Source organism: Streptomyces sp. NPDC048277 (genome assembly GCF_040652235.1).
Lineage (GTDB): Bacteria > Actinomycetota > Actinomycetes > Streptomycetales > Streptomycetaceae > Streptomyces.
In genome coordinates this window covers 221565-242828 of record NZ_JBEZLQ010000016.1, presented here as the reverse complement: position 1 = coordinate 242828, position 21264 = coordinate 221565, and the positions used below count along the sequence as shown (strand labels likewise).

Genomic DNA, 21264 nt, shown 5'->3' with positions numbered 1-21264 from the left:
GGGAGTCGTCCCCTGGGGCGGCGCCCGGTGTACCGCCGGGGCGAGGAGGGCGGGCCATGGTGCAGAAGGCCAAGATCCTCCTGGTCGATGACCGGCCGGAGAATCTGCTGGCGCTGGAGGCCATCCTCTCTGCGCTCGATCAGACACTGGTACGGGCATCGTCCGGGGAGGAAGCGCTCAAGGCACTGCTCACGGACGACTTCGCGGTCATTCTGCTGGACGTCCAGATGCCGGGCATGGACGGATTCGAAACCGCGGCGCACATCAAGCGGCGGGAGCGGACCCGGGACATCCCGATCATCTTCCTCACCGCCATCAACCACGGCCCGCACCACACGTTCCGGGGCTACGCGGCGGGCGCGGTCGACTACATCTCCAAGCCGTTCGACCCGTGGGTGCTGCGCGCCAAGGTCTCGGTGTTCGTCGAGCTGTACATGAAGAACTGCCAGCTCCGTGAGCAGGCGGCGCTGCTGCGGCTCCAGTTGGAGGGCGGCGGCAAGAGCGCGGTGGCCGGCAAGGAGTCCGCGGGGCTGCTCGCCGAGCTGTCCGCGCGGCTCGCGGCCGTCGAGGAGCAGGCCGAGGCGCTGTCCAAGCAGCTGGACGACGAGTCCGCGGACGCGGCGGCGGTGGCCACGGCGGCCCATCTGGAGCGGAAACTGACCGGCCTGCGCCGGGCGCTGGACGCCCTCGAACCGGGTACGGGCAGCGGCAGCACACCGCTCCCGTCGCAGAACTGACCGAGACGGCGGCCATCGGTGCCCATGAGAGCGCGTCAGTTCCGCGCCCTTGCAAGGGCGACACGAACGGGTGAAGCAGCGGGCACACGTGTCCCCTGTCGCATCCCCCGGTAATCTCACACCCATGGCCTCACGTTCCTCGGCAGCCAAGAAGCAGCCCGCGAAGAAGGCCGCTCCCTCGAAGGCTCCGGCGAAGAAGGCCGTCGCGAAGAAAGCCCCGGCCAAGAAGGCGCCTGCCAAGAGGACCGCGGCCAAGAAGTCCGCGCCGGCGCCCAAGCCGGCGCCCAGCCCCACCGGGGGCGTCTACCGTCTGGTGCGCGCCCTCTGGCTGGGCCTCGCGCACGCCGTCGGCGCCGTCTTCCGCGGGATAGGACAGGGAGCCAAGAACCTGGACCCGGCCCACCGCAAGGACGGCATCGCGCTGCTCCTGCTCGGCATCTCCCTGATCGTCGCCGCCGGTACCTGGGCGGATCTGCGTGGCCCGGTCGGCGACCTGGTGGAGATCCTCGTCACCGGCGCCTTCGGCCGTCTCGACCTGCTGGTGCCGATACTGCTCGTGGTCATCGCCGTACGGTTCATGCGCCACCCCGAGCAGCCGGAGGCCAACGGCCGGATCGTGATCGGGCTGTCCGCGCTGATCATCGGTGTGCTCGGCCAGGTCCACATCGCCTGCGGCTCGCCCGCCCGCAGCGACGGCATGCAGGGCATAAGGGATGCCGGCGGGCTCATCGGCTGGGCGGCGGCGACCCCGCTGACCTACACCATGACCGAGGTCCTCGCCGTACCGCTGCTGGCGCTGCTCACGATCTTCGGGCTGCTCGTCGTCACCGCGACCCCGGTGAACGCCATCCCGCAGCGGCTGCGCGCGCTCGGCGTGCGCCTCGGGGTGCTGCACGACCCCGAACCGGAGGAGTACGGCGAGTACACCGAGGACGACGAGCGCTACGACGACCAGTGGCGTGAGGCGCTGCCCGCGCGCCCCCGCAGGCGTTCGAGCGCCCCCCAGGACTACGACCCCGACGGCGCCGAGCAGGAGGCCCTCGCCAAGCGCCGTGGCCGGCCCAGGCGCTCCGCCGTGCCGCAGCCCGAGATGGGCCGTCAGATGGACGCCGTGGACGTCGCCGCGGCCGCCGCGGCCGCGCTCGACGGCGCCGTCCTGCACGGCATGCCGCCCTCGCCGCTCGTCGCCGACCTCACCCAGGGCGTCAGCGTCGGCGACCGCGAGGACACCACGCCCACGCCCGTGCCGGCCCCGAGCCCGGTCCCGGCCGCGCGCCCCAAGCAGGAGAAGCTCAAGCAGGAGAAGCTCAACGTCGAGGTCCCCGACCTCACCAAGGCGGCCCCCGACGCGATGCGCGACCTGCCGCCGCGCGCCGAACAGCTCCAGCTGTCCGGGGACATCACCTACTCCCTGCCGTCGCTCGACCTCCTCACCCGCGGCGGCCCCGGCAAGGCCCGCAGCGCGGCCAACGACGCCATCGTGGACTCCCTGCGCAACGTCTTCACCGAGTTCAAGGTGGACGCCGACGTCACCGGCTTCACGCGCGGTCCGACGGTGACCCGGTACGAGGTCCAGCTCGGCCCCGCCGTCAAGGTCGAGCGGATCACCGCGCTCACCAAGAACATCGCGTACGCCGTCGCCAGCCCGGACGTGCGGATCATCAGCCCGATCCCCGGCAAGTCCGCGGTCGGCATCGAGATCCCCAACACCGACCGGGAGATGGTCAACCTCGGTGACGTGCTGCGGCTCGCCGAGTCCGCCGAGGACGACGACCCCATGCTGGTCGCGTTCGGCAAGGACGTCGAGGGCGGCTACGTCATGCACTCGCTGGCGAAGATGCCGCACATGCTCGTCGCGGGCGCCACCGGCTCCGGAAAGTCGTCCTGCATCAACTGCCTGATCACCTCGGTCATGATGCGGGCGACCCCCGAGGACGTGCGGATGGTCCTCGTCGACCCCAAGCGCGTCGAGCTGACCGCCTACGAGGGCATCCCGCACCTGATCACCCCGATCATCACCAACCCGAAGCGGGCCGCCGAGGCGCTCCAGTGGGTCGTCCGCGAGATGGACCTGCGCTACGACGACCTGGCCGCGTTCGGGTTCCGGCACATCGACGACTTCAACAAGGCGATCCGCGAGGGCAAGGTCAAGCTGCCCGCGGGCAGCGAGCGGGAGCTGCAGCCGTACCCGTACCTGCTGGTGATCGTCGACGAGCTCGCCGACCTGATGATGGTCGCCCCGCGCGACGTCGAGGACGCCATCGTGCGCATCACGCAGCTCGCGCGCGCGGCCGGCATCCACCTGGTGCTCGCCACCCAGCGCCCGTCGGTCGACGTCGTCACCGGCCTCATCAAGGCGAACGTGCCCTCCCGGCTCGCCTTCGCCACCTCCTCGCTCGCCGACAGCCGCGTCATCCTCGACCAGCCCGGCGCCGAGAAACTCATCGGCAAGGGCGACGGGCTCTTCCTGCCGATGGGGGCGAACAAGCCGACCCGTCTGCAGGGCGCGTTCATCACCGAGGAAGAGATCGCCGTCGTCGTCCAGCACTGCAAGGACCAGATGACACCGGTCTTCCGGGACGACGTCGTCGTGGGCACCAAGCAGAAGAAGGAGATCGACGAGGACATCGGCGACGACCTCGACCTGCTGTGCCAGGCGGCCGAGCTGGTCGTCTCCACCCAGTTCGGCTCCACGTCGATGCTCCAGCGCAAGCTGCGCGTGGGCTTCGCCAAGGCCGGCCGGCTCATGGACCTCATGGAGTCCCGTGGGGTCGTCGGCCCGAGCGAGGGCTCCAAGGCGCGTGATGTTCTGGTGAAACCCGATGAGCTGGACGGCGTGCTCGCCGTGATCCGCGGAGAGTCCGAGGGGTAGGTCCGTCCCAGGGGCAGGGGCGCCTGTAGGCCGGGTGGAGGCATTGTCGTGATCCACCCGTTAGCGACCGTCGGGCAACCGTTTCCCTTTGCCGCACGTCAAGTTGAGCGAAAGGAAAGGTGTGTACCCCACCCTGGGGCGCACACCTGACCCGTCATCGGAATGTCCGACCATATCGATGGCGTACAAAGTCGTACCATCCGGTTGCCCCACTCTTTTGCACCCCCCCTAGACTGAACCTCCAGCACAGGTGGCTACACGCTCGAAAGGCGCCCCCGTGTCCATCGGCAGCAACTCCCCTGAAGACGAGCGTCCGTTCCAAGACGAGTCCGAGGAAAACCGCCCCTCCGTAGGCCGAGCCCTCAAGCAGGCCCGCATCGCCGCCGGGCTGACCGTCGACGACATCAGCGGGAGCACCCGGGTACGTATCGGCATCGTGCACGCCATCGAGGCCGACGACTTCGCCCCCTGCGGCGGCGACGTCTACGCCCGGGGGCACATCCGGACCCTGGCCAGGGCCGTCGGCCTCGACCCCGAGCCGCTGCTCGCGCAGTTCGCGGCCGAGCACGGTGGTGGGCGGCCCGCGCCGACGCCCGCCGCACCGCTGTTCGAGGCGGAACGTATCCGCCCCGAGCGGCGCGGACCCAACTGGACGGCGGCCATGGTCGCCGCGATCGTCGTCGTGGTCGGCTTCGTCGGCTTCACCGCCCTCAAGGGCGGCGACGACGGCAAGCAGTCGGTCGCCGAGGGCGGCGCCGCCCCGACGACCGGCAAGTCGGCCTCGCCGACCCCGAAGGAAAGCAAGCCCGACAAGACCCCCGAGCCCTCCGACAGCGCGATCGCCGCCGCGCCCCAGGACAAGGTCACCGTCCAGGTCAGCGCGGTCAACGGGCGCAGCTGGATCTCGGCCAAGGACCACAACGGCCGGATGCTCTTCGACGGGCTCCTGAAGAAGGGCGACTCCAAGACCTTCCAGGACAGCTCCAAGATCAACCTGATCCTCGGCGACGCCGGAGCCATCCAGCTCTACGTCAACGGCAAGAAGATCGAGGACCAGTTCCAGCCCGGTGCCGTGGAGCGCCTGACGTACACCAAGGGCGACCCGGAAGTCGGATAAGCGTTCCGATTGAGCACGTACACAAGGGGTTGGCCATGATCGGCCAGCCCCTTCGACGTGGGCTGTCAGTGAGACAAAGTAGTCTTGAGCCCATGCCTGAACGCCGTACCGTCGCACTAGTCACTCTCGGCTGCGCCCGTAACGAGGTGGACTCGGAGGAGCTCGCAGGCCGTTTGGAGGCGGACGGCTGGCAGCTCGTCGAGGACGCATCGGACGCCGATGTCGCCGTCGTCAACACCTGTGGTTTCGTCGAGGCCGCCAAGAAGGACTCCGTCGATGCCCTCCTGGAGGCCAATGACCTCAAGGGGCATGGCAGAACCCAGGCCGTCGTGGCGGTGGGCTGCATGGCCGAGCGGTACGGCAAGGAGCTCGCCGAGGCGCTGCCCGAGGCCGACGGCGTGCTCGGCTTCGACGACTACTCCGACATCTCCGACCGGCTGCAGACCATCCTCAACGGGGGCATCCACGCCTCGCACACCCCGCGCGACCGCCGCAAGCTGCTGCCCATCAGTCCGGCCGAGCGCCAGGACTCGGCCGCGACGGTGGCCCTGCCGGGCCACGGCCCGTCCGACCTCCCCGAGGGCGTCGCGCCCGCCTCCGGCCCGCGTGCGCCCCTGCGCCGCCGCCTGGACGGCTCCCCGGTCGCCTCGGTCAAGCTCGCCTCGGGCTGCGACCGCCGCTGCTCCTTCTGCGCCATCCCGTCCTTCCGCGGCTCCTTCATCTCCCGCCGCCCGAGCGACGTGCTGAACGAGACCCGCTGGCTGGGCGAGCAGGGTGTGAAGGAGATCATGCTGGTCTCCGAGAACAACACCTCCTACGGCAAGGACCTGGGCGACATCCGCCTCCTGGAGTCCCTGCTGCCCGAGCTCGCCGAGGTGGACGGCATCGAGCGGGTGCGGGTGAGCTACCTCCAGCCCGCCGAGATGCGCCCCGGCCTGATCGACGTGCTGACCTCCACGCCGAAGGTCGTCCCGTACTTCGACCTCTCCTTCCAGCACTCCGCCCCGGGCGTGCTGCGGGCCATGCGCCGCTTCGGCGACACCGACCGCTTCCTGGAGCTGCTCGACACCATCCGGAGCAAGGCCCCGCAGGCCGGCGTCCGCTCCAACTTCATCGTCGGCTTCCCCGGCGAGTCCGAGTCCGACCTGGCCGAACTGGAGCGCTTCCTGAACGGCGCCAGGCTGGACGCCATCGGTGTCTTCGGCTACTCCGACGAGGAGGGCACCGAGGCGGCGACGTACGAGAACAAGCTCGACGAGGACGTCGTCGCCGAGCGGCTCGCGCACATCTCCCAGCTCGCCGAGGAACTCGTCTCGCAGCGGGCCGAGGAGCGCGTCGGCGAGACCGTGCACGTCCTCGTGGAGTCCGTCGACGACGAGGACGGCGTCTACGGCCGAGCGGCCCACCAGGCGCCCGAGACGGACGGACAGGTCCTGCTCACGAGCGGCGAAGGTCTGGCCGTCGGCCGTATCGTCGAGGCGAAGGTGGTCGGTACGGAAGGTGTCGACCTGGTGGCCGAGCCGCTGCAGGGCTCGCCCGTATGGAGTGAGGAGGCCGGCAGATGACCGGAGTCCCGGCGTCCGCCGCGGGCGGCACCTCCGGCGCGCACGGCGCCCCGGGCTCCGCCGCCACCTCCGGTCCGCAGCGTGATTCCCAGGCCGGTCCGCAGAACGAGGAGAGGCCGCCGCGCGGCGGGAAGATCGCCGCAGCCGCCGTCAACCAGGCGAGCCTGTGGAACGTCGCCAATCTGCTGACCATGCTCCGGCTGGTCCTGGTGCCCGGCTTCGTCGCCCTGATGCTCGCCGGCGGCGGATACGACCCGGCGTGGCGCTCGCTCGCCTGGGCGGCCTTCGCCATCGCCATGATCACCGACCTGTTCGACGGGCATCTGGCGCGCACCTACAACCTCGTCACCGACTTCGGGAAGATCGCCGACCCCATCGCCGACAAGGCGATCATGGGGGCGGCGCTGATCTGTCTGTCCGCGCTGGGCGATCTGCCCTGGTGGGTGACGATCGTGATCCTCGCCCGGGAACTCGGCATCACGCTCATGCGTTTCGTGGTCATCCGCTACGGCGTGATCCCGGCCAGCCGCGGCGGCAAGCTCAAGACCCTCACCCAGGGCATTGCCGTGGGGATGTACGTGCTGGCACTGACGGGGTGGCTGGCGACCCTGAGGTTCTGGGTGATGGCCGTGGCGGTCGTCCTGACCGTCGCCACCGGCCTCGACTATGTGAGACAAGCCATTGTGCTGCGCAGGCAGGGAATCGCCGAGCGCGCAGCAGCGTTGGAGGAGACGGAAGCGTGAATTCCACGGCCGCCGAACTGGTGCGACTACTGACGGTGAGGGGCCAGACCCTCGCTGTCGCCGAGTCGCTGACCGGCGGCCTGGTCGCGGCGGAGATCACCACGGTCCCGGGGGCCTCCAAGGTGTTCCGGGGCTCGGTCACCGCCTACGCCACCGAACTGAAGCACGACCTGCTGGCCGTCGACGCCACCCTGCTGGAGCAGCGCGGAGCGGTGGATCCGCAGGTCGCGGCCCAGATGGCGGCCGGAGTGCGGAAGGCGCTGGGCGCCGACTGGGGCCTCGCGACCACCGGAGTCGCCGGCCCGGATCCGCAGGACGGCCAGCCGGTCGGGACCGTTTTCGTGGCCGTGGACGGGCCGTTCGGCCCTGGTTCCGGTTCTGCCGCTGGCGGAAAAGTGGAGGCCCTGCGGTTGAACGGCAACCGCGCGGAAATTCGTAGAGAGAGTGTACGGAGCGTACTCGCACTGCTCCTGACGGAGCTTGCGAGCGAACAGACCGGGAATGAGCGGACACAGGATACGGAACAGAACGGGGGGTTTTGATGTTTGCAGCCCTGAGTGAACACGACATCGCTCCCCGCACGGCCGCGGCGCAAGGCGGTACGGTGGGGCGTGAAGGATGCGGCTACGCGGTCCGAGGAGGGAGCCACCGATGATTCTGCTCCGTCGCCTGCTTGGTGACGTGCTGCGTCGGCAGCGCCAGCGCCAGGGCCGTACTCTGCGCGAAGTCTCCTCGTCCGCCCGAGTCTCACTCGGCTATCTCTCCGAGGTGGAGCGGGGGCAGAAGGAGGCTTCCTCCGAACTGCTCGCCGCCATCTGCGACGCGCTGGACGTACGGATGTCCGAGCTCATGCGGGAAGTGAGCGACGAGCTCGCCCTCGCCGAGCTGGCCCAGTCCGCCCGGGCCACCGAGCCCGTGCCCACGCCGGTTCGTCCGATGCTGGGCACCGTTTCGGTGACCGGAGTGCCACCGGAACGGGTGACCATCAAGGCACCCGCCGAAGCGGTGGACGTGGTCGCCGCGTGACGTCGGCGCGGACGTAGACCGACAGAAGTGTGCGAGGCCCCGGCCGGGGCTCCTCCAGGGACACCTGGGGGGTGCGGCCGGGGCCTTCGTGTGTCCGGCGGGAACGTGCGTCCATTTGCCGGGGTCCGGTGGTGCGGTCATGGTGGGAGGGACGTGACAGGGGGCCGACCGACCACCGGAGAGAGCGCATGTACGTCGTGAAGAGCCCGTTGTCCGACGCGGACCTGAAGACCGTGGCCGAGGCGCTGCAGGGCGCCCTCGTCGATCTGGTGGACCTGGCGCTGGTCGCCAAGCAGATCCACTGGAACGTGGTCGGCCCCCGCTTCCGGTCCGTCCACCTCCAGCTCGACGAGGTCGTGGACACGGCGCGGGCGCACTCCGACACGGTCGCGGAACGGGCCTCGGCGCTGGGTGTCTCACCGGACGGGCGTGCCACCACGGTGGCCGCCGGCAGCGGCATCGGCGAGGCGGCCGGCGGCTGGGTCAAGGACGCGGACGCGGTGGCGGCCCTGGCGACCGCGCTGGGCGCGGCGATCACCCGTATGCGTGAACGGGTGGCATCGACCGCCGAGGCCGATCCGGTCTCCCAGGACATCTTCATCGGGATCACGGCGGACCTGGAGAAGCATCACTGGATGTTCCAGGCGGAGAACGCGTAGCAGTGGCCGGCGTCGACCTGCGGCTGTTGCATCGGTGAGCCCTCGGTGCGCCTCCCCGGTGGGCCGGGCGGCGTTCTAGCGTCCGGCTGGAGGTGGCGGCCATGGTGGGGCGGATAGTGCGCTGGGGGGTTGCCCTGGGGTTCGCGGCGGTCTGGTGGTGGGCCGTGCTGCGGATCGCGTTCGTCGACGGCGCCGGGGCGCTGGAGGGGACCGTGGCCGCCGGGGGATGGGGACTGAGCCTGCTGCCGGTGAACTGCGTGCCCAGGACCCGGGCGGCGGGCGCCCTGGGCCCCGGGCGGTGGCGGACCGCCTGGCGGGCCCAGGGGGCTACCAAGGCATCGCCACCCCTCCGTTCGGGCGCAGGATCTGGCCCGTCGTGAACGAGGAGGCGTCGGACGCCAGATACAGCACGGCATGCGCGACGTCCTCCGCCTCGCCGACCCGGCCCAGGGGTGACATCCGGGCCATCCACGCCTCCGTCTGCCGCTGTTCCTCGCTGTCGTGCCGGTCGGTCATGGGCGTGCGGGTCCAGCCCGGGGCGACCGCGTTGACACGGATGCCCTGCCCGCCGACCTCGCCCGCGAGCGTCTTGGTCAGCTGGACCACGGCCGCCTTGGCCGCGCCGTAGCAGAGCAGTCCGGGGCCGCCGGTGTCGATCGCTCCGGACGCCATGGTGATGATGCTGCCCCCGGTCCGCCGGGCCAGCATCAGCCGCGCCGCCTCCTGGCAGGCGTGCAGAACGCCCTTGAAGTTGACGCTCAGCACCCGGTCGAGATCCTCGTCCCGGGTCTCGAGGACCGGGCTGCGGTGCATGATCCCGGCGATCGCCGCCATGACGTCCAGCCGTCCGCAGGACTGGACGGCCTGCCCGAGCTGCGCCCGGTCGGTGACGTCGAGGGTGTGCGTGTGGGCGGTGCCGCCCTGGTCCTTGATCAGCGTGGCTGTCCCGTGCAGGCCTTCCGCGTCCCGGTCGGCACAGTGCACGGTCGCGCCCGCCTCGGCGAGCAGGACGGCGGAGGCCCGGCCGATGCCGCTGGCGGCGCCGGTGACGAATGCGGTGCGGCCGGTGAGGTCGTACGCCTTGAGGGGCATGAAGGGACGGTACGAGCGTTTCTGACGGGTCGTCAATTGGTCGTGCGCGTTCTCCGGGCCGGAGGCGAGCCCGGTGCCGGTGCCGGGCCGGTCTGGCAGACGGGGCACCAGTAGGTGGGGCGCTCGCGGGAGCCGTCGCCCTGGTCGGCGACACGGATCGGGGTGTGGCAGCGCAGACAGGGGCGCGGTGCGCGGCCGTAGACGAACAGGTCCTGGTTGCGCAGGCCCGTGGTCCGGCGGACCGGGCGGTCGCGGTTGGCCTCCAGCAGGCGCTTGGCGAGGTGCGGGAGCTTCGCGGCACGCTCGGCGGGGAGCGCGCCGATCGGGAGCCAGGGGGTCGCGCCGATCAGGAAGCAGAGTTCGCTCTTGTAGATGTTGCCGATCCCGGCGAGGTTGCGCTGGTCGAGGAGGGCCTCGCCGAGCGGGCGCACGGGGTCGGCGAGCAGATGGGCCAGGGCGCGCTCGGGGTTCCAGTCGGGGCCCAGCAGGTCGGGGCCGAGATGGCCGACCGCGCGTTCCTCTTCGCCGGTGCGCAGGAACTCCAGCACCTGGAGGCGATAGCCGACGGCCGTGCGGTCGGCGGTGCCGAGGATCACCCTGATCTGGTGGGCGGGGCCGCCCTTCCAGCGCTCGCCGCTGCCGTAGACCTTCCACGCGCCCTCCATCCGCAGGTGCGTGTGCAGGGTCAGGCCGCCCTCGAAGCGGGTGAGCAGGTGTTTGCCGCGCGGGGTGGTGCCGAGGACGGTACGGCCGGTCAGGTCGGCCGTGGCGTACTGGGGCACCCGGAAGTCGCTGCGGGTCAGCACCTTGCCGGCGAGCGCGTCGTGCAGCCGCCTCGCGGCCTGCCAGACCGTGTCACCTTCGGGCATGGCTCAAGGGTGGCACGGGCACGGGAGAGGTGAGACGGGGTGGGCCATGGGGCGCTCAGGCCGCCCGGTTCGCATGGCGGTTCACGCTCTCAGGCGCAGGCCGCGCGGGGTGGCGATGAAGCCCGCTCCTTCCAGGAGGGTGCCCAGGGGCGAGGTCAGGGCCGTGGCGCCGTTGACGCGCTCCACCGTCACCGTGCCGAGGGTGCCCGCGCGGGCGGCGGCCGCGAGGGCCTCGGCGGCCGTACGGAGGCGGGGGTCGTCGCCGGCGTCCGTGTCCGGGGCGGAGGGCCAGGCCAGCAGGGTCTTGCCGCCGCGCTCCATGTAGAGGGCCAGCTCGCCGTCCACCAGGACGACCAGCGAGCCCGCCTTGCGGCCCGGCTTGTGCCCGGCACCGGTCGGCGGCTCGGGCCAGGGGAGGGCCGCCCCGTAGGCGTTCGCGGGGTCGGCGGCGGCGAGGACCACGGCTCTGGGGTCGGGGGCGGCGGGGGTGCGGGCGTGGTGGTTGCCGTAGGTGTGGGGGGGCGCGGGGCTGCCGCCTCGCGGGCCGCCGTAGCCCGGGGCGGTGAAGGGGTCGGTGGGGGCGAGGTCCTTGGGGGAGATGTAGTCGCCGGGCGCGGTGCGGGGCTCGGGGGGCCAGGTGAAGTCGCCGTCGAGGTCGGGGAAGCCGGCCGTGTCGAAGGGGCCCAGGGGTGCCGGGCCGTCGAAGGGGTCCGGGATCGATCCCGTTGCGGGTCCGAACGCGGGTGCGCCGGTGCCCGCGAAGCCGCTGCCCGGCAGGCCCTCGCCGCGTTCGCGGGCGTTGGACACCGCGCGCAGCCGGTCGACCGCGCCGTCCATCGCGAACTGTGCAGCGCCGAGGCCCTCGACGACGTAACCCCGGCGCGCCTGGCCGCTCTCCTCGAACGCCGACAGGATCCGGTACACCGCCGAGAAGCCGCCCTCGACGCCCTCCGCCGCGACCGCGCCCCTGGTCACCACGCCGTGCCGGTCGAGGAGGGTGCGGGCCAGGGCGTGGGCGCGCACGGTGGTGTCCGGCTCGCGCTGCGGGAGCAGGGACCAGCGGCCGGCGACGGTCGGCGGGCCGGTGCGGGAGGCGGTGCGAGCGGCGGCCGTCAGGGAGCCGTAGCGGCCGCGCGGGACCGTGCGCCTGGCGCGGTGGGCCGTGGATCCTGCCGTACGGCCCGAGCCCAGCAGGGAGCGCATCGGGGCCAGCGTGTCGTTGGTGAGCCGTCCCGACCAGGCCAGGTCCCAGACGGCGTCGGCCAGTTGGGGGTCGGTGGCGTCCGGGTGGGTGGTGGCGCGGACCTGGTCGGCGATCTGCCGGAAGAACAGGCCGTAGCCGCCGGAGAGGGCGTCCAGCACCGACTGGTGGAGAGCGGTCAGCTCCAGGGGGTGCGGTGGCGGGAGGAGCACGGGGGCCGCGTCCGCCAGATACAGGGAGACCCAGCCGTCCTTGCCGGGCAGGGCGCCCGCCCCGGCCCACACGATCTCTCCGGCGGCGGTGAGTTCGTCGAGCATCGAGGGCGTGTAGTCGGCCACGCGGGACGGCAGGACCAGCTTCTCCAGGGCCGACGCCGGTACCGACGCGCCCTGCAACTGCTCGACGGCGCGCACCAGTCCGTCGACACCGCGCAGCCCGTGCCCCTTGCCGATGTGCTGCCACTGCGGCAGGAACTGCGCGAGCGCGGCCGGGGCCACCGGCTCCAGCTCGTGCCGGAGCGCGGCCAGGGAACGGCGGCGCAGCCTGCGCAGCACGGCCGCGTCGCACCACTCCTGGCCGATGCCCGCCGGATGGAACTCGCCCTGCACCACCCGGCCGCTCGCGGCCAGCCGCTGCAACGCGCCCTCCGTGACCGCCACCCCGAGGCCGAAGCGGGTGGCCGCGGTGGTCGACGTGAACGGGCCGTGGGTGCGCCCGTACCGGGCGAGGAGGTCGCCGAGCGGGTCCTTCACGGGCTCGGTGAAGGCCTCGGGGACTCCGACCGGCAGGGCCGTGCCGAGGGCGTCACGAAGCCGGCCCGCGTCCTCGATCGCCGCCCAGTGGCCGGCACCGGCGATCCGGACCCTGATGGCCCGGCGGGCGCCGGCGAGCTCCTTCGCCCATTGCGGCTCGGCGCCCCGCTCGGCCAGCTCGGCGTCCGTGAGCGGTCCGAGCAGCCGCAGTACGTCGGCGACGCCTTCGGGGTCCTTGATCCGGCGGTCCTCGGTGAGCCACTGGAGCTCGCGCTCCAGCTCGGTCAGCACCTCCGCGTCGAGCAGTTCGCGCAGCTCCGCCTGGCCCAGCAGCTCGGCCAGCAGCCGGGAGTCCAGGGAGAGTGCGGCCGCGCGGCGCTCGGCGAGCGGGGAGTCGCCCTCGTACAGGAACTGGGCGACGTACCCGAAGAGGAGGGAGCGGGCGAAGGGGGACGGCTCGGGGGTGGTGACCTCGACCAGGCGCACCTTGCGGGACTCCAGGTCGCCCATCAGCTCGACGAGCCCGGGCACGTCGAAGACGTCCTGGAGGCACTCGCGGACGGCCTCCAGGACGATCGGGAAGGACCCGAACTCGCTCGCCACCTGGAGCAGTTGGGCGGCGCGCTGGCGCTGCTGCCACAGCGGGGTGCGCTTGCCGGGGTTGCGGCGCGGCAGCAGCAGCGCGCGGGCCGCGCACTCGCGGAACCGGGAGGCGAACAGCGCCGAGCCGCCGACCTGGTCGGTGACGATCTGGTCGACCTCGCCCTTGTCGAAGGCGACGTCCGCCGCGCCGACCGGCGCCTGCTCCGCGTCGTATTCGGTACCCGCCTTCATGGGGGCCTGGTCGAGCAGGTCGAGGCCCATCACATCGGCGTCCGGCAGCCGCAGCACGATGCCGTCGTCGGCGTGCATGACCTGCGCGTCCATGCCGTACCGCTCGGACAGCCGGGCGCCGAGGGCGAGCGCCCAGGGGGCGTGGACCTGGGCGCCGAAGGGGGAGTGGACGACGACCCGCCAGTCGCCCAGTTCGTCGCGGAAGCGCTCCACGACGATCGTCCGGTCGTCCGGGATGTGGCCGCAGGCCTCGCGCTGTTCGTCCAGGTACGACAGCACGTTGTCCACCGCCCACGCGTCCAGGCCCGCCGCCAGCAGGCGCAGGCGCGCGTCGTCCTTGGGGAGCGAGCCGACCTCGCGCAGGAACGCGCCGACCGCGCGGCCCAGTTCGAGCGGGCGGCCCAGCTGGTCGCCCTTCCAGAAGGGCAGCCGGCCCGGCACACCGGGGGCGGGGGAGACCAGGACGCGGTCGCGCGTGATGTCCTCGATGCGCCAGGAACTGGTGCCCAGGGTGAAGACATCGCCCACCCGGGACTCGTACACCATCTCCTCGTCCAGCTCGCCGACCCGGCCGCCGCCCTTCTTGGGGTCGGCGCCCGCGAGGAAGACGCCGAAGAGGCCGCGGTCGGGGATGGTGCCGCCGGAGGTGACGGCGAGGCGCTGGGCCCCAGGGCGGCCGGTGACCGTCCCGGCGACCCGGTCCCAGACCACGCGCGGGCGCAGCTCCGCGAACGCGTCCGACGGATAGCGGCCTGCGAGCATGTCCAGGACCGCCGTGAACGCCGACTCCGGGAGCGAGGCGAAGGGCGCCGCGCGGCGGACCGTGGCGAGCAGGTCGTCGACCTGCCAGGTGTCCAGCGAGACCATCGCGACCAGCTGCTGGGCGAGCACGTCCAGCGGGTTGGCCGGGACCCTCAGGGACTCGATCGAGCCGGTGCGCATCCGCTCGGTGACCACGGCCGCCTGCACCAGGTCACCCCGGTACTTGGGGAAGACCACGCCGGTGGAGACCGCGCCGACCTGGTGTCCCGCGCGGCCCACGCGCTGGAGCCCCGAGGCCACCGAGGGCGGGGACTCTACCTGGACGACCAGGTCCACCGCGCCCATGTCGATGCCCAGTTCGAGGCTGGAGGTGGCCACCACGGCGGGCAGCCGGCCGGCCTTCAGGTCCTCCTCGACCAGGGCGCGCTGCTCCTTGGAGACCGAACCGTGGTGCGCACGGGCGATGACCGGCGGGGCGCCCTGGGCCGCGCCCGAGCCGCCCATCAGCTCGGCCGGGGAGTGGTGCTCCTCCAGCGGCTCGCCGGTCACGCGCTCGTAGGCGATCTCGTTGAGCCGGTTGCACAGCCGCTCCGCCAGCCGCCGCGAGTTGGCGAACACGATCGTCGAACGGTGGGCCTGCACCAGGTCGGCGATCCGCTCCTCCACATGCGGCCAGATCGACGGCCGGTCGCCGCCCTCCTTGGCATCCGTGGCCGGGGATCCGCCCAGCTCTCCCATGTCCTCCACCGGCACGACCACGGAGAGGTCGAACTCCTTGCCGGACCTGGGCTGGACGATCTCCACCTTGCGGTGCGGCGAGAGATAGCAGGCCACCTCGTCGACCGGGCGGACGGTCGCCGACAGGCCGATACGGCGGGCCGGCCTGGGCAGCAGCTCGTCCAGCCGCTCCAGGGAGAGCGCGAGATGCGCGCCGCGCTTGGTGCCGGCGACCGCGTGCACCTCGTCCAGGATCACCGTCTCGATGCCGGTCAGCGCGTCGCGCGTGGCCGACGTCAGCATCAGGAACAGGGACTCCGGGGTGGTGATCAGGATGTCCGGCGGGCGGGTGGACAGGGCGCGGCGCTCGGCGGCCGGGGTGTCGCCGGAGCGGATGCCGACCTTCACCTCCGGCTCGGGCAGGCCGAGGCGCACGGACTCCTGGCGGATGCCGGTCAGCGGACTGCGCAGGTTCCGCTCGACGTCGACCGCGAGGGCCTTCAGCGGAGACACGTACAGCACCCGGCAGCGTTTCCTCGGGTCGGCCGGGGGCGGGGTGGAGGCGAGTTGGTCCAGGGCGGCGAGGAAGGCGGCCAGGGTCTTGCCGGAGCCGGTCGGGGCGACCACCAGCACGTCCGAGCCCGCGCCGATGGCCTGCCACGCGCCGGCCTGGGCCGCGGTGGGCGCGGAAAACGCCCCCGTGAACCAGCCGCGGGTCGCGGGGGAGAAGCCGTCGAGGGCCCGGTGAGCGGATTTCGCCATGGGTCAATCCTGCACCCGGCCACTGACAATCGAGCTGACCTGCGAAAACAGGGACACAGGGGAGCAAGAGGGTACGACTCGGCGACGCGGACAGGCGTCGGCGCGCAAGGACGGGGTGGGGTGGGCCAGGGGCGGGGATGGGGCGGGTTCGGCCGACAATGGGTGTATGGCGGGATCGGACGAGCGGGCGCGGCACTGGCGGTACGAGGCGTTGCCCGGCGTCGATCTGCTGCGTGCCCGGTATGTCCGGAAGACGTTCGTCCGGCACACCCACGAGAACTTCGTGATCGCGGCCATCACGGACGGTGTCGAGGTCTTCCACCATCGGGGCTCCGACGTGTCCGCGGGAGCGGGGGCGCTCGCGCTGGTCAACCCGGACACCCCGCACACCGGGCGCGCCGGGGTCCCCGAGGGCTGGCGGTACGGGGCGGTCTACCCGGCCCCGGACCTCGTGGCCGGGATCGCCGCCGAGACCACCGGGATCCGCGGCACCCCCGGCTTCGTCAGCCCGGTGCTCGACGACCCGTACTCCGTCGCCCTCGTGCACCGCGTGCTGCGCGCCGCCGACGAGGGCAACGCGCTCGCCGCCGACACCCTGCTGCGGGTCGCGGTGACCCGGCTGCTGCGGCTGAACGGCGGCCCGCTGCCGCAGCGCCAGACCCGCACCGCAGGCGCCCGGCTCGCCGCACACGCGCGTGCCGTGCTGGAGGAACGGATGGCCGAGCCGCCGACCCTGCAACGGCTCGCCGACGACCTGGGCACCAGCCCCTTCGCACTGCTGCGGGCGTTCCGCGACGCCTACGGCATGCCGCCGCACACCTGGCTGACCGACGCCCGGGTGCGGCGCGCCCGGCTGCTGCTGGACGCGGGCACCTCACCCGCCGATGCGGCCGCCGCGGTCGGCTTCACCGACCAGCCGCATCTCAACCGGCACTTCGCCCGCATCGTCGGCGTGCCGCCGGGGGCGTACCAGCGTGAGCGCAGTCCTGGGGCACACCCGCGCGAGCGCAAGAACGTACAAGACGTGCGGGACGGCCGCCCGTAGCGTCCTGGGGGTGGCACAACAGACAGCACTCGCAGACATCCACGGCGAAGGCGGGCCGAAGCCGGACTCCGCCGTCGTCCGGGACGCCCTCGGGGTCGGGGTCGCCGTAGGACTGTCCGGGTTCGCCTTCGGGGTGACCTCGGCAGGCAGCGGGCTCGGCCTGCTCCAGACCTGCGCGCTCAGCCTCCTGGTGTTCACCGGCGCCTCCCAGTTCGCCCTGGTGGGCGCGCTCGCGGCGGGCGGCAACCCGCTCACCGCGGCGGCCGGCGCCTTCTTCCTGGGGGTGCGCAACGCGTTCTACGGGCTGCGGCTCTCACAGGTGCTGGCCCTCCCGCGCGCGGTGCGGCCGTTCGCCGCCCAGTGGGTGATCGACGAGACCACGGCGGTGACGCTGGCGCAGCCGACACGGCGCGCCGCCCGCATCGGCTTCACCGTCACCGGTCTCACCCTGTACCTGCTGTGGAACCTCACCACCCTGCTCGGCGCGCTCGGCGCCAAGGCCATCGGGGACACCGACGCCTGGGGCCTGGACGCGGCCGGACCCGCCGTCTTCCTGGCGCTGCTCGCCCCCATGCTCAAGGGAACGACGGAGCGCGCGGTCGCCGCCCTCGCGGTGCTGCTGGGGCTCGGTCTGCTCCCTGTGCTGCCCGCCGGGGTGCCGGTCCTGGTGGCCGCGCTGGCGGCGCCGGCCGCCCTGTTCGTCTCCGGCCGCAGGTCCGGCCGTACCCGTGACAACACATCCGAGGAAGCCCGTTGAACACCTGGATCGCCGTCGGCGCGACCGCCCTCGGCTGCTACGCCGTCAAGCTCGCCGGACTGCTCGTGCCCGCGGGCGTCCTGGAGCGGCCGGCGGTGCGGCGGCTGGCCGCCCTGCTGCCGGTGGCGCTGCTCGCCGCCCTCACCGCCCAGCAGACGTTCGCCCACGGGCACGCGCTCGTGCTCGACGCCCGGGCCGCGGGGCTCGGGGCGGCGGCCGTGGCGCTGGTGCTGCGCGCGCCCTTCCTGGTCGTGGTCGGCGTCGCCGTGGTGGTCACGGCGGTGCTGCGCGCCGTCACCGGCTGAGATCTCCGTCACCCCACGAAGCGGCCGTACGCCTTCAGGATGCGCAGGGCCTCGATCGTCACCACGGGGCGGGCCTCCAGGGCGATCGTCGGCGCCCACTGCCGCCACCGGATCGGCCAGCCGCCGTCGTCCGCCTGCTCCGCGCCGAGGAAGTCCAGCGAGCGCTCCATCTCCTCGTCGGTGAACCACGCGCGCGCGAGCGACTGCGGCGACTTCGCGAAGTCGTGCGGGAAGTGGTGCTCGCCCGGGGCGTAGCCCGGCGCCACCGGGTACGCGTCGAGGGCTGCCGGGTCCAGCGCGGTCAGTCGGTGCTCGCGCACCAGGCGGCCCAGCCGGTCGGCGGCCGCCTCCGCGCGCGGGCGGTCGGGTGTGGCGTCCAGGAAGGCGACCGCGGCCTCGATCTCGTAGGGGTGCGACTTCTCCAGGGACTCCACGGCCTCCCAGCAGAAGTCGGTCGCCCGGAACAGCCAGGCGTGCCACACCTCGTTGCGGTGCAGCAGGCCCACCACCGGACCGGTGGCGAGGAGCTCGCTGGGAGGGTCGTCGACGATCGGCACGAACGGCGCCGCCGGGTAGCCGCGCTGACTCGGGTGGACCGCGGGCAGCGCGCCGTCCAGTGTGGAGACGGACGTCAGATAGCGGCACACGCGCTCCACCCGCTGCCCGCCGCAGCGCCCGATGGCGTCCAGGACGCGCAGCGCGTGGCCCGTGTGCAGCGGCTGGCTGACGGGACCGCGCAGATCGGGTTCCAGCGCGTGACCGTAGCCGCCGTCCTGGTTGCGGTAGGCGTCCAGCGCGGTCTCCACCGGATCGGGGTCGCCGTTCAGGAAGTGGTACGAGAAGAGACGTTGCTCCAGCACGCGCGCGGTGAGCCACATGAACTGCTCGGCGCGGAACAGCGGGGAGTGCGCCGGGGGCGTAGGGGGGAGTGGGGAAGCTCCGGTTTCGGCCATGCGTCAGACCGTAGGGCGGAAAGCGGTCTCGGAAAGCGGTCCCGGGCAGGGCCCACTCTCAGGGGCGGGATACTGGTTTCATGCGGTTGACGGTCTTCTGGCAGCGGATGGCGGAACACTTCGGTTCCGGGTACGCCGACACCTTCGCGCGCGATCATGTGATGACGGAGCTCGGCGGGCTGACGGTGCACGAGGCGCTGGACTCCGGCTGGGAGGCCAAGGACGTGTGGCGGGTGGTCTGCACGGTCATGAACGTTCCGGGGGAGAGACGCTGACCGTGTACGAAGATCGGATACGGGACACGCGTTGTCAGTGGCGTGGGCGAGACTTGCACCGTGGCACGCACTGACGAGGACGGGCGGACCGCCCGGAACACAGCCCCGGTCGACACTTCCCAGGTCGACACGGTGCCGCGCGCCGGATCCCCGGCCGCCGGCGCCGCGGTGCCGGGTGCCCGCATGCCGCGCTGGCTGCCGCGCGCCATGGTGCTGGCGCTCGCCCTCGTCGCCGCCTTCCAGCTGGGCAGCTGGGCCTTCCACCAGCTGACCGGCCTGCTGATCAACATCCTCATCGCGTTCTTCCTGGCGCTCGCCATCGAGCCCGCGGTGAGCTGGATGGCCTCTCGCGGCATGCGCCGCGGCTTCGCGACCTTCCTGGTCTTCCTCGGCCTGGCGATCGCCGTCGCGGGCTTCGTCACCCTGCTCGGCTCGATGCTGGCCGGACAGATCATCAAGATGGTCGAGGGCTTCCCGGACTACCTGGACTCGGTCATCAACTGGATCAACGAGACCTTCCACAGCCACCTGAGACGGGTCGACGTCCAGGAGGGGCTGCTGCACTCCGACTGGCTGCGCAAGTACGCGCAGAACAGCGCGGCAGGCGTGCTCGACGTGTCCGGGCAGGTGCTCGGCGGGCTGTTCCAGCTGCTGACGATCGGGCTGTTCGCCTTCTACTTCGCCGCCGACGGCCCCCGGCTGCGCCGCACCCTGTGCTCGGTGCTGCCGCCCTCCCGCCAGGCCGAGGTGCTGCGCGCCTGGGAGATAGCTGTCGACAAGACCGGCGGCTATCTCTACTCGCGCGGTGTGATGGCGCTGATCTCCGGCATCGCCCACTACGTCCTGCTGGCGGCCCTGGGCGTGCCCTACGCACCCGTGCTCGGCGTCTGGGTGGGCCTGGTCTCGCAGTTCATCCCCACCATCGGCACCTATCTCGCGGGCGCGCTGCCGATGCTGATCGCGTTCACCGTCGACCCCCTGTACGCGGTGTGGGTGCTGGTGTTCGTCGTGATCTACCAGCAGTTCGAGAACTACATGCTCCAGCCCAAGCTGACCTCCAAGTCCGTCGACATCCACCCGGCGGTCGCCTTCGGCTCGGTCATCGCGGGCACCGCGCTCCTCGGCGCGGTCGGCGCGCTGATCGCCATCCCGGCGGTCGCCACGCTCCAGGCGTTCCTGGGCGCCTATGTGAAGCGGTACGACGTCACGGACGACCCCCGGGTGCACGGGCACCGCCGCCGAGGCACGGACGCCCCCGGACTGCTCAGCCGCGCGCGACGGCTGATATGGCAGCGGCCGGCCGAGGAGTCCGAGGAGCCGGAGGAGGGCTCTGCCTGAGGGCCGCCGTCATCGGTAGCCGATCACCGCCCACACCCCGGCCGCGGCGACCGCGGCCGCGTAGCAGCCCACCGCCGCGGCGACGGCCCGCCACCGGACCTGTTCGCGCCAGGAGGTGCGGGACAGCAGCCAGGCGAGCGCCGGCAGAACCAGCACCGCGTGCAGGCTGACCCCGTGCAGCGGCTTGAGCGGGGCCGTCGAGGCGTACGCCGCCTCCTGGTGCCCGGTCCGGACGAGCACCACCCCGCGCGCGATCATCGCGGCCCCCGAGGCCAGTGCCACCAGCAGGATCGCGAACCCGGAGCGCACCGCGAGGGCCATGCCCACGGGACCGGCCGGCCGCCGCCGGAAGGACGCCACCGCGAAGACGGTGAGCAACACCACGAGGACCCCGCCGCCCACCGCCAGCGACATGGACACCGCCGTGTCGAACGGTGTCTCCATGTCGAGGTGCGAGGGGACCCGCCGCCACGCCTGCAGCGTGATCCCGCCCACCTCCACCACACAGTCGGCGGCGAACACAAGGAGCAGTACGGTCCGCAGCCGCTCCCCGATCCTCAGATACGACGTGACCCAGGTGACCGCGATCAGCGTCAGCCCGAAGGAGAGCCCGAACGTGACGGGCTTGCGCCAGGAGACCGGGCCGTACCAGGGGCCGCCGTCCACCGCGAACACCACCAGATGCGCCAGGCCGGAGAGGACGAGGAGCACACCGGTCGTATGACAGAGACGCTCGACGGGACGGGCCCCGGTCAGGGGGTTCGACAGCGGTTTCAGGGGCGGAGTCCGCACGGGCGAGAGCATGCGCCCAGCCTTCCGGGCGCCGCCCGCGCGGTCGTCGTCCGGCCGAAGACACCCGCCGTACGCCCTGAGGAGTAGGGAG

General features: G+C 72.3%; 19 protein-coding genes. 14 read left to right on the top strand and 5 right to left on the bottom strand.

Annotation, left to right across the window (positions count from 1 at the left end; all coding sequences use genetic code 11):
* Positions 1–56: 56 nt before the first annotated feature.
* The 9 genes from AB0D85_RS31780 to AB0D85_RS31740 all read left to right on the top strand — a co-directional run bounded on the left by AB0D85_RS31780 (position 57) and on the right by AB0D85_RS31740 (position 9099).
* Positions 57–737, top strand: coding sequence for a response regulator (locus tag AB0D85_RS31780; RefSeq protein ID WP_362327853.1), 681 nt, complete (start codon positions 57–59; stop codon positions 735–737).
* A gap of 124 nt (positions 738–861) precedes the next feature.
* Complete coding sequence (locus AB0D85_RS31775) at positions 862–3609, top strand: DNA translocase FtsK (protein WP_362327850.1); 2748 nt, start codon at positions 862–864, stop codon at positions 3607–3609.
* Positions 3610–3886: 277 nt separating this feature from the next.
* Positions 3887–4726: a helix-turn-helix domain-containing protein gene (locus AB0D85_RS31770; protein WP_362327848.1), complete on the top strand. Its 840-nt coding sequence runs from the start codon at positions 3887–3889 to the stop codon at positions 4724–4726.
* Between the two features lie 92 nt (positions 4727–4818).
* Positions 4819–6291, top strand: coding sequence for a 30S ribosomal protein S12 methylthiotransferase RimO (gene rimO / locus AB0D85_RS31765; protein WP_362327846.1), 1473 nt, complete (start codon positions 4819–4821; stop codon positions 6289–6291).
* A complete protein-coding gene (gene pgsA, locus AB0D85_RS31760) occupies positions 6288–7034 on the top strand; it encodes a CDP-diacylglycerol--glycerol-3-phosphate 3-phosphatidyltransferase (RefSeq protein ID WP_362327844.1) in 747 nt (248 codons plus the stop codon). The genes rimO and pgsA overlap by 4 nt, the downstream gene beginning before the upstream one ends.
* On the top strand, positions 7031–7576 hold the full coding sequence (locus tag AB0D85_RS31755; RefSeq protein WP_362327841.1) for a CinA family protein: 546 nt from the start codon (positions 7031–7033) through the stop codon (positions 7574–7576). Before pgsA ends, AB0D85_RS31755 begins: the two co-directional genes overlap by 4 nt.
* Before the next feature lie 109 nt (positions 7577–7685).
* Complete coding sequence (locus AB0D85_RS31750) at positions 7686–8060, top strand: helix-turn-helix transcriptional regulator (RefSeq protein WP_089104432.1); 375 nt, start codon at positions 7686–7688, stop codon at positions 8058–8060.
* A 188-nt stretch (positions 8061–8248) separates the two neighbouring features.
* On the top strand, positions 8249–8719 hold the full coding sequence (locus AB0D85_RS31745) for a DNA starvation/stationary phase protection protein (protein ID WP_362327837.1): 471 nt from the start codon (positions 8249–8251) through the stop codon (positions 8717–8719).
* 101 nt (positions 8720–8820) lie between these two features.
* On the top strand, positions 8821–9099 hold the full coding sequence (locus AB0D85_RS31740; protein WP_362327834.1) for a hypothetical protein: 279 nt from the start codon (positions 8821–8823) through the stop codon (positions 9097–9099).
* Here the strand turns inward: AB0D85_RS31740 and AB0D85_RS31735 are convergent.
* The 3 genes from AB0D85_RS31735 to AB0D85_RS31725 all read right to left on the bottom strand — a co-directional run bounded on the left by AB0D85_RS31735 (position 9047) and on the right by AB0D85_RS31725 (position 15708).
* Positions 9047–9811: an SDR family NAD(P)-dependent oxidoreductase gene (locus AB0D85_RS31735; RefSeq protein ID WP_362327831.1), complete on the bottom strand. Its 765-nt coding sequence runs from the start codon at positions 9809–9811 to the stop codon at positions 9047–9049. The two genes, AB0D85_RS31740 and AB0D85_RS31735, sit on opposite strands and share 53 nt — an antisense overlap.
* A 32-nt stretch (positions 9812–9843) precedes the next feature.
* Positions 9844–10680 (bottom strand): DNA-formamidopyrimidine glycosylase family protein, encoded by an 837-nt coding sequence (locus AB0D85_RS31730; RefSeq protein WP_362327829.1) that lies wholly within the window; start codon positions 10678–10680, stop codon positions 9844–9846.
* Positions 10681–10761: 81 nt separating this feature from the next.
* A complete protein-coding gene (locus tag AB0D85_RS31725) occupies positions 10762–15708 on the bottom strand; it encodes an ATP-dependent helicase (RefSeq protein ID WP_362327827.1) in 4947 nt (1648 codons plus the stop codon).
* Positions 15709–15874: 166 nt separating this feature from the next.
* Here AB0D85_RS31725 and AB0D85_RS31720 point away from each other — a divergent pair, with 166 nt between their 5' ends.
* The 3 genes from AB0D85_RS31720 to AB0D85_RS31710 are packed head-to-tail and all read left to right on the top strand — an operon-like array spanning position 15875 to position 17815.
* A complete protein-coding gene (locus AB0D85_RS31720) occupies positions 15875–16753 on the top strand; it encodes an AraC family transcriptional regulator (RefSeq protein ID WP_362327824.1) in 879 nt (292 codons plus the stop codon).
* Between the two features lie 10 nt (positions 16754–16763).
* The gene (locus AB0D85_RS31715; protein ID WP_362327821.1) at positions 16764–17510 is read left to right on the top strand and encodes an AzlC family ABC transporter permease; all 747 of its coding nucleotides are present in this window, start codon (positions 16764–16766) and stop codon (positions 17508–17510) included.
* Positions 17507–17815: an AzlD domain-containing protein gene (locus AB0D85_RS31710; protein WP_362327818.1), complete on the top strand. Its 309-nt coding sequence runs from the start codon at positions 17507–17509 to the stop codon at positions 17813–17815. The genes AB0D85_RS31715 and AB0D85_RS31710 overlap by 4 nt, the downstream gene beginning before the upstream one ends.
* Positions 17816–17823: 8 nt before the next feature.
* Here the strand turns inward: AB0D85_RS31710 and AB0D85_RS31705 are convergent, their stop codons facing one another.
* Positions 17824–18768, bottom strand: coding sequence for a hypothetical protein (locus AB0D85_RS31705; RefSeq protein ID WP_362327815.1), 945 nt, complete (start codon positions 18766–18768; stop codon positions 17824–17826).
* 80 nt (positions 18769–18848) lie between these two features.
* Between AB0D85_RS31705 and AB0D85_RS31700 the strand changes: the two genes are divergently transcribed.
* Entirely contained in the window at positions 18849–19043 is a 195-nt protein-coding gene (locus tag AB0D85_RS31700; RefSeq protein ID WP_355721338.1) for a DUF3046 domain-containing protein, read from the top strand.
* A 60-nt stretch (positions 19044–19103) separates the two neighbouring features.
* On the top strand, positions 19104–20381 hold the full coding sequence (locus AB0D85_RS31695) for an AI-2E family transporter (protein WP_362327812.1): 1278 nt from the start codon (positions 19104–19106) through the stop codon (positions 20379–20381).
* Between the two features lie 9 nt (positions 20382–20390).
* Here AB0D85_RS31695 and AB0D85_RS31690 read toward each other — a convergent pair whose 3' ends face one another.
* On the bottom strand, positions 20391–21173 hold the full coding sequence (locus AB0D85_RS31690; protein WP_362327809.1) for a hypothetical protein: 783 nt from the start codon (positions 21171–21173) through the stop codon (positions 20391–20393).
* Positions 21174–21264: the final 91 nt, after the last annotated feature.

Coding starts and splice junctions, on each gene's coding strand:
- AB0D85_RS31775 (WP_362327850.1), top strand. CDS start 862: ATGGCCTCACGTTCCTCGGCAGCCAAGAAGCAGCCCGCGAAGAAGGCC.
- AB0D85_RS31780 (WP_362327853.1), top strand. CDS start 57: ATGGTGCAGAAGGCCAAGATCCTCCTGGTCGATGACCGGCCGGAGAAT.
- AB0D85_RS31720 (WP_362327824.1), top strand. CDS start 15,875: ATGGCGGGATCGGACGAGCGGGCGCGGCACTGGCGGTACGAGGCGTTG.
- AB0D85_RS31750 (WP_089104432.1), top strand. CDS start 7,686: ATGATTCTGCTCCGTCGCCTGCTTGGTGACGTGCTGCGTCGGCAGCGC.
- AB0D85_RS31705 (WP_362327815.1), bottom strand. CDS start 18,768: ATGGCCGAAACCGGAGCTTCCCCACTCCCCCCTACGCCCCCGGCGCAC.
- AB0D85_RS31725 (WP_362327827.1), bottom strand. CDS start 15,708: ATGGCGAAATCCGCTCACCGGGCCCTCGACGGCTTCTCCCCCGCGACC.
- pgsA (WP_362327844.1), top strand. CDS start 6,288: ATGACCGGAGTCCCGGCGTCCGCCGCGGGCGGCACCTCCGGCGCGCAC.
- AB0D85_RS31730 (WP_362327829.1), bottom strand. CDS start 10,680: ATGCCCGAAGGTGACACGGTCTGGCAGGCCGCGAGGCGGCTGCACGAC.
- AB0D85_RS31700 (WP_355721338.1), top strand. CDS start 18,849: ATGCGGTTGACGGTCTTCTGGCAGCGGATGGCGGAACACTTCGGTTCC.
- AB0D85_RS31740 (WP_362327834.1), top strand. CDS start 8,821: ATGGTGGGGCGGATAGTGCGCTGGGGGGTTGCCCTGGGGTTCGCGGCG.
- AB0D85_RS31735 (WP_362327831.1), bottom strand. CDS start 9,811: ATGCCCCTCAAGGCGTACGACCTCACCGGCCGCACCGCATTCGTCACC.
- rimO (WP_362327846.1), top strand. CDS start 4,819: ATGCCTGAACGCCGTACCGTCGCACTAGTCACTCTCGGCTGCGCCCGT.
- AB0D85_RS31745 (WP_362327837.1), top strand. CDS start 8,249: ATGTACGTCGTGAAGAGCCCGTTGTCCGACGCGGACCTGAAGACCGTG.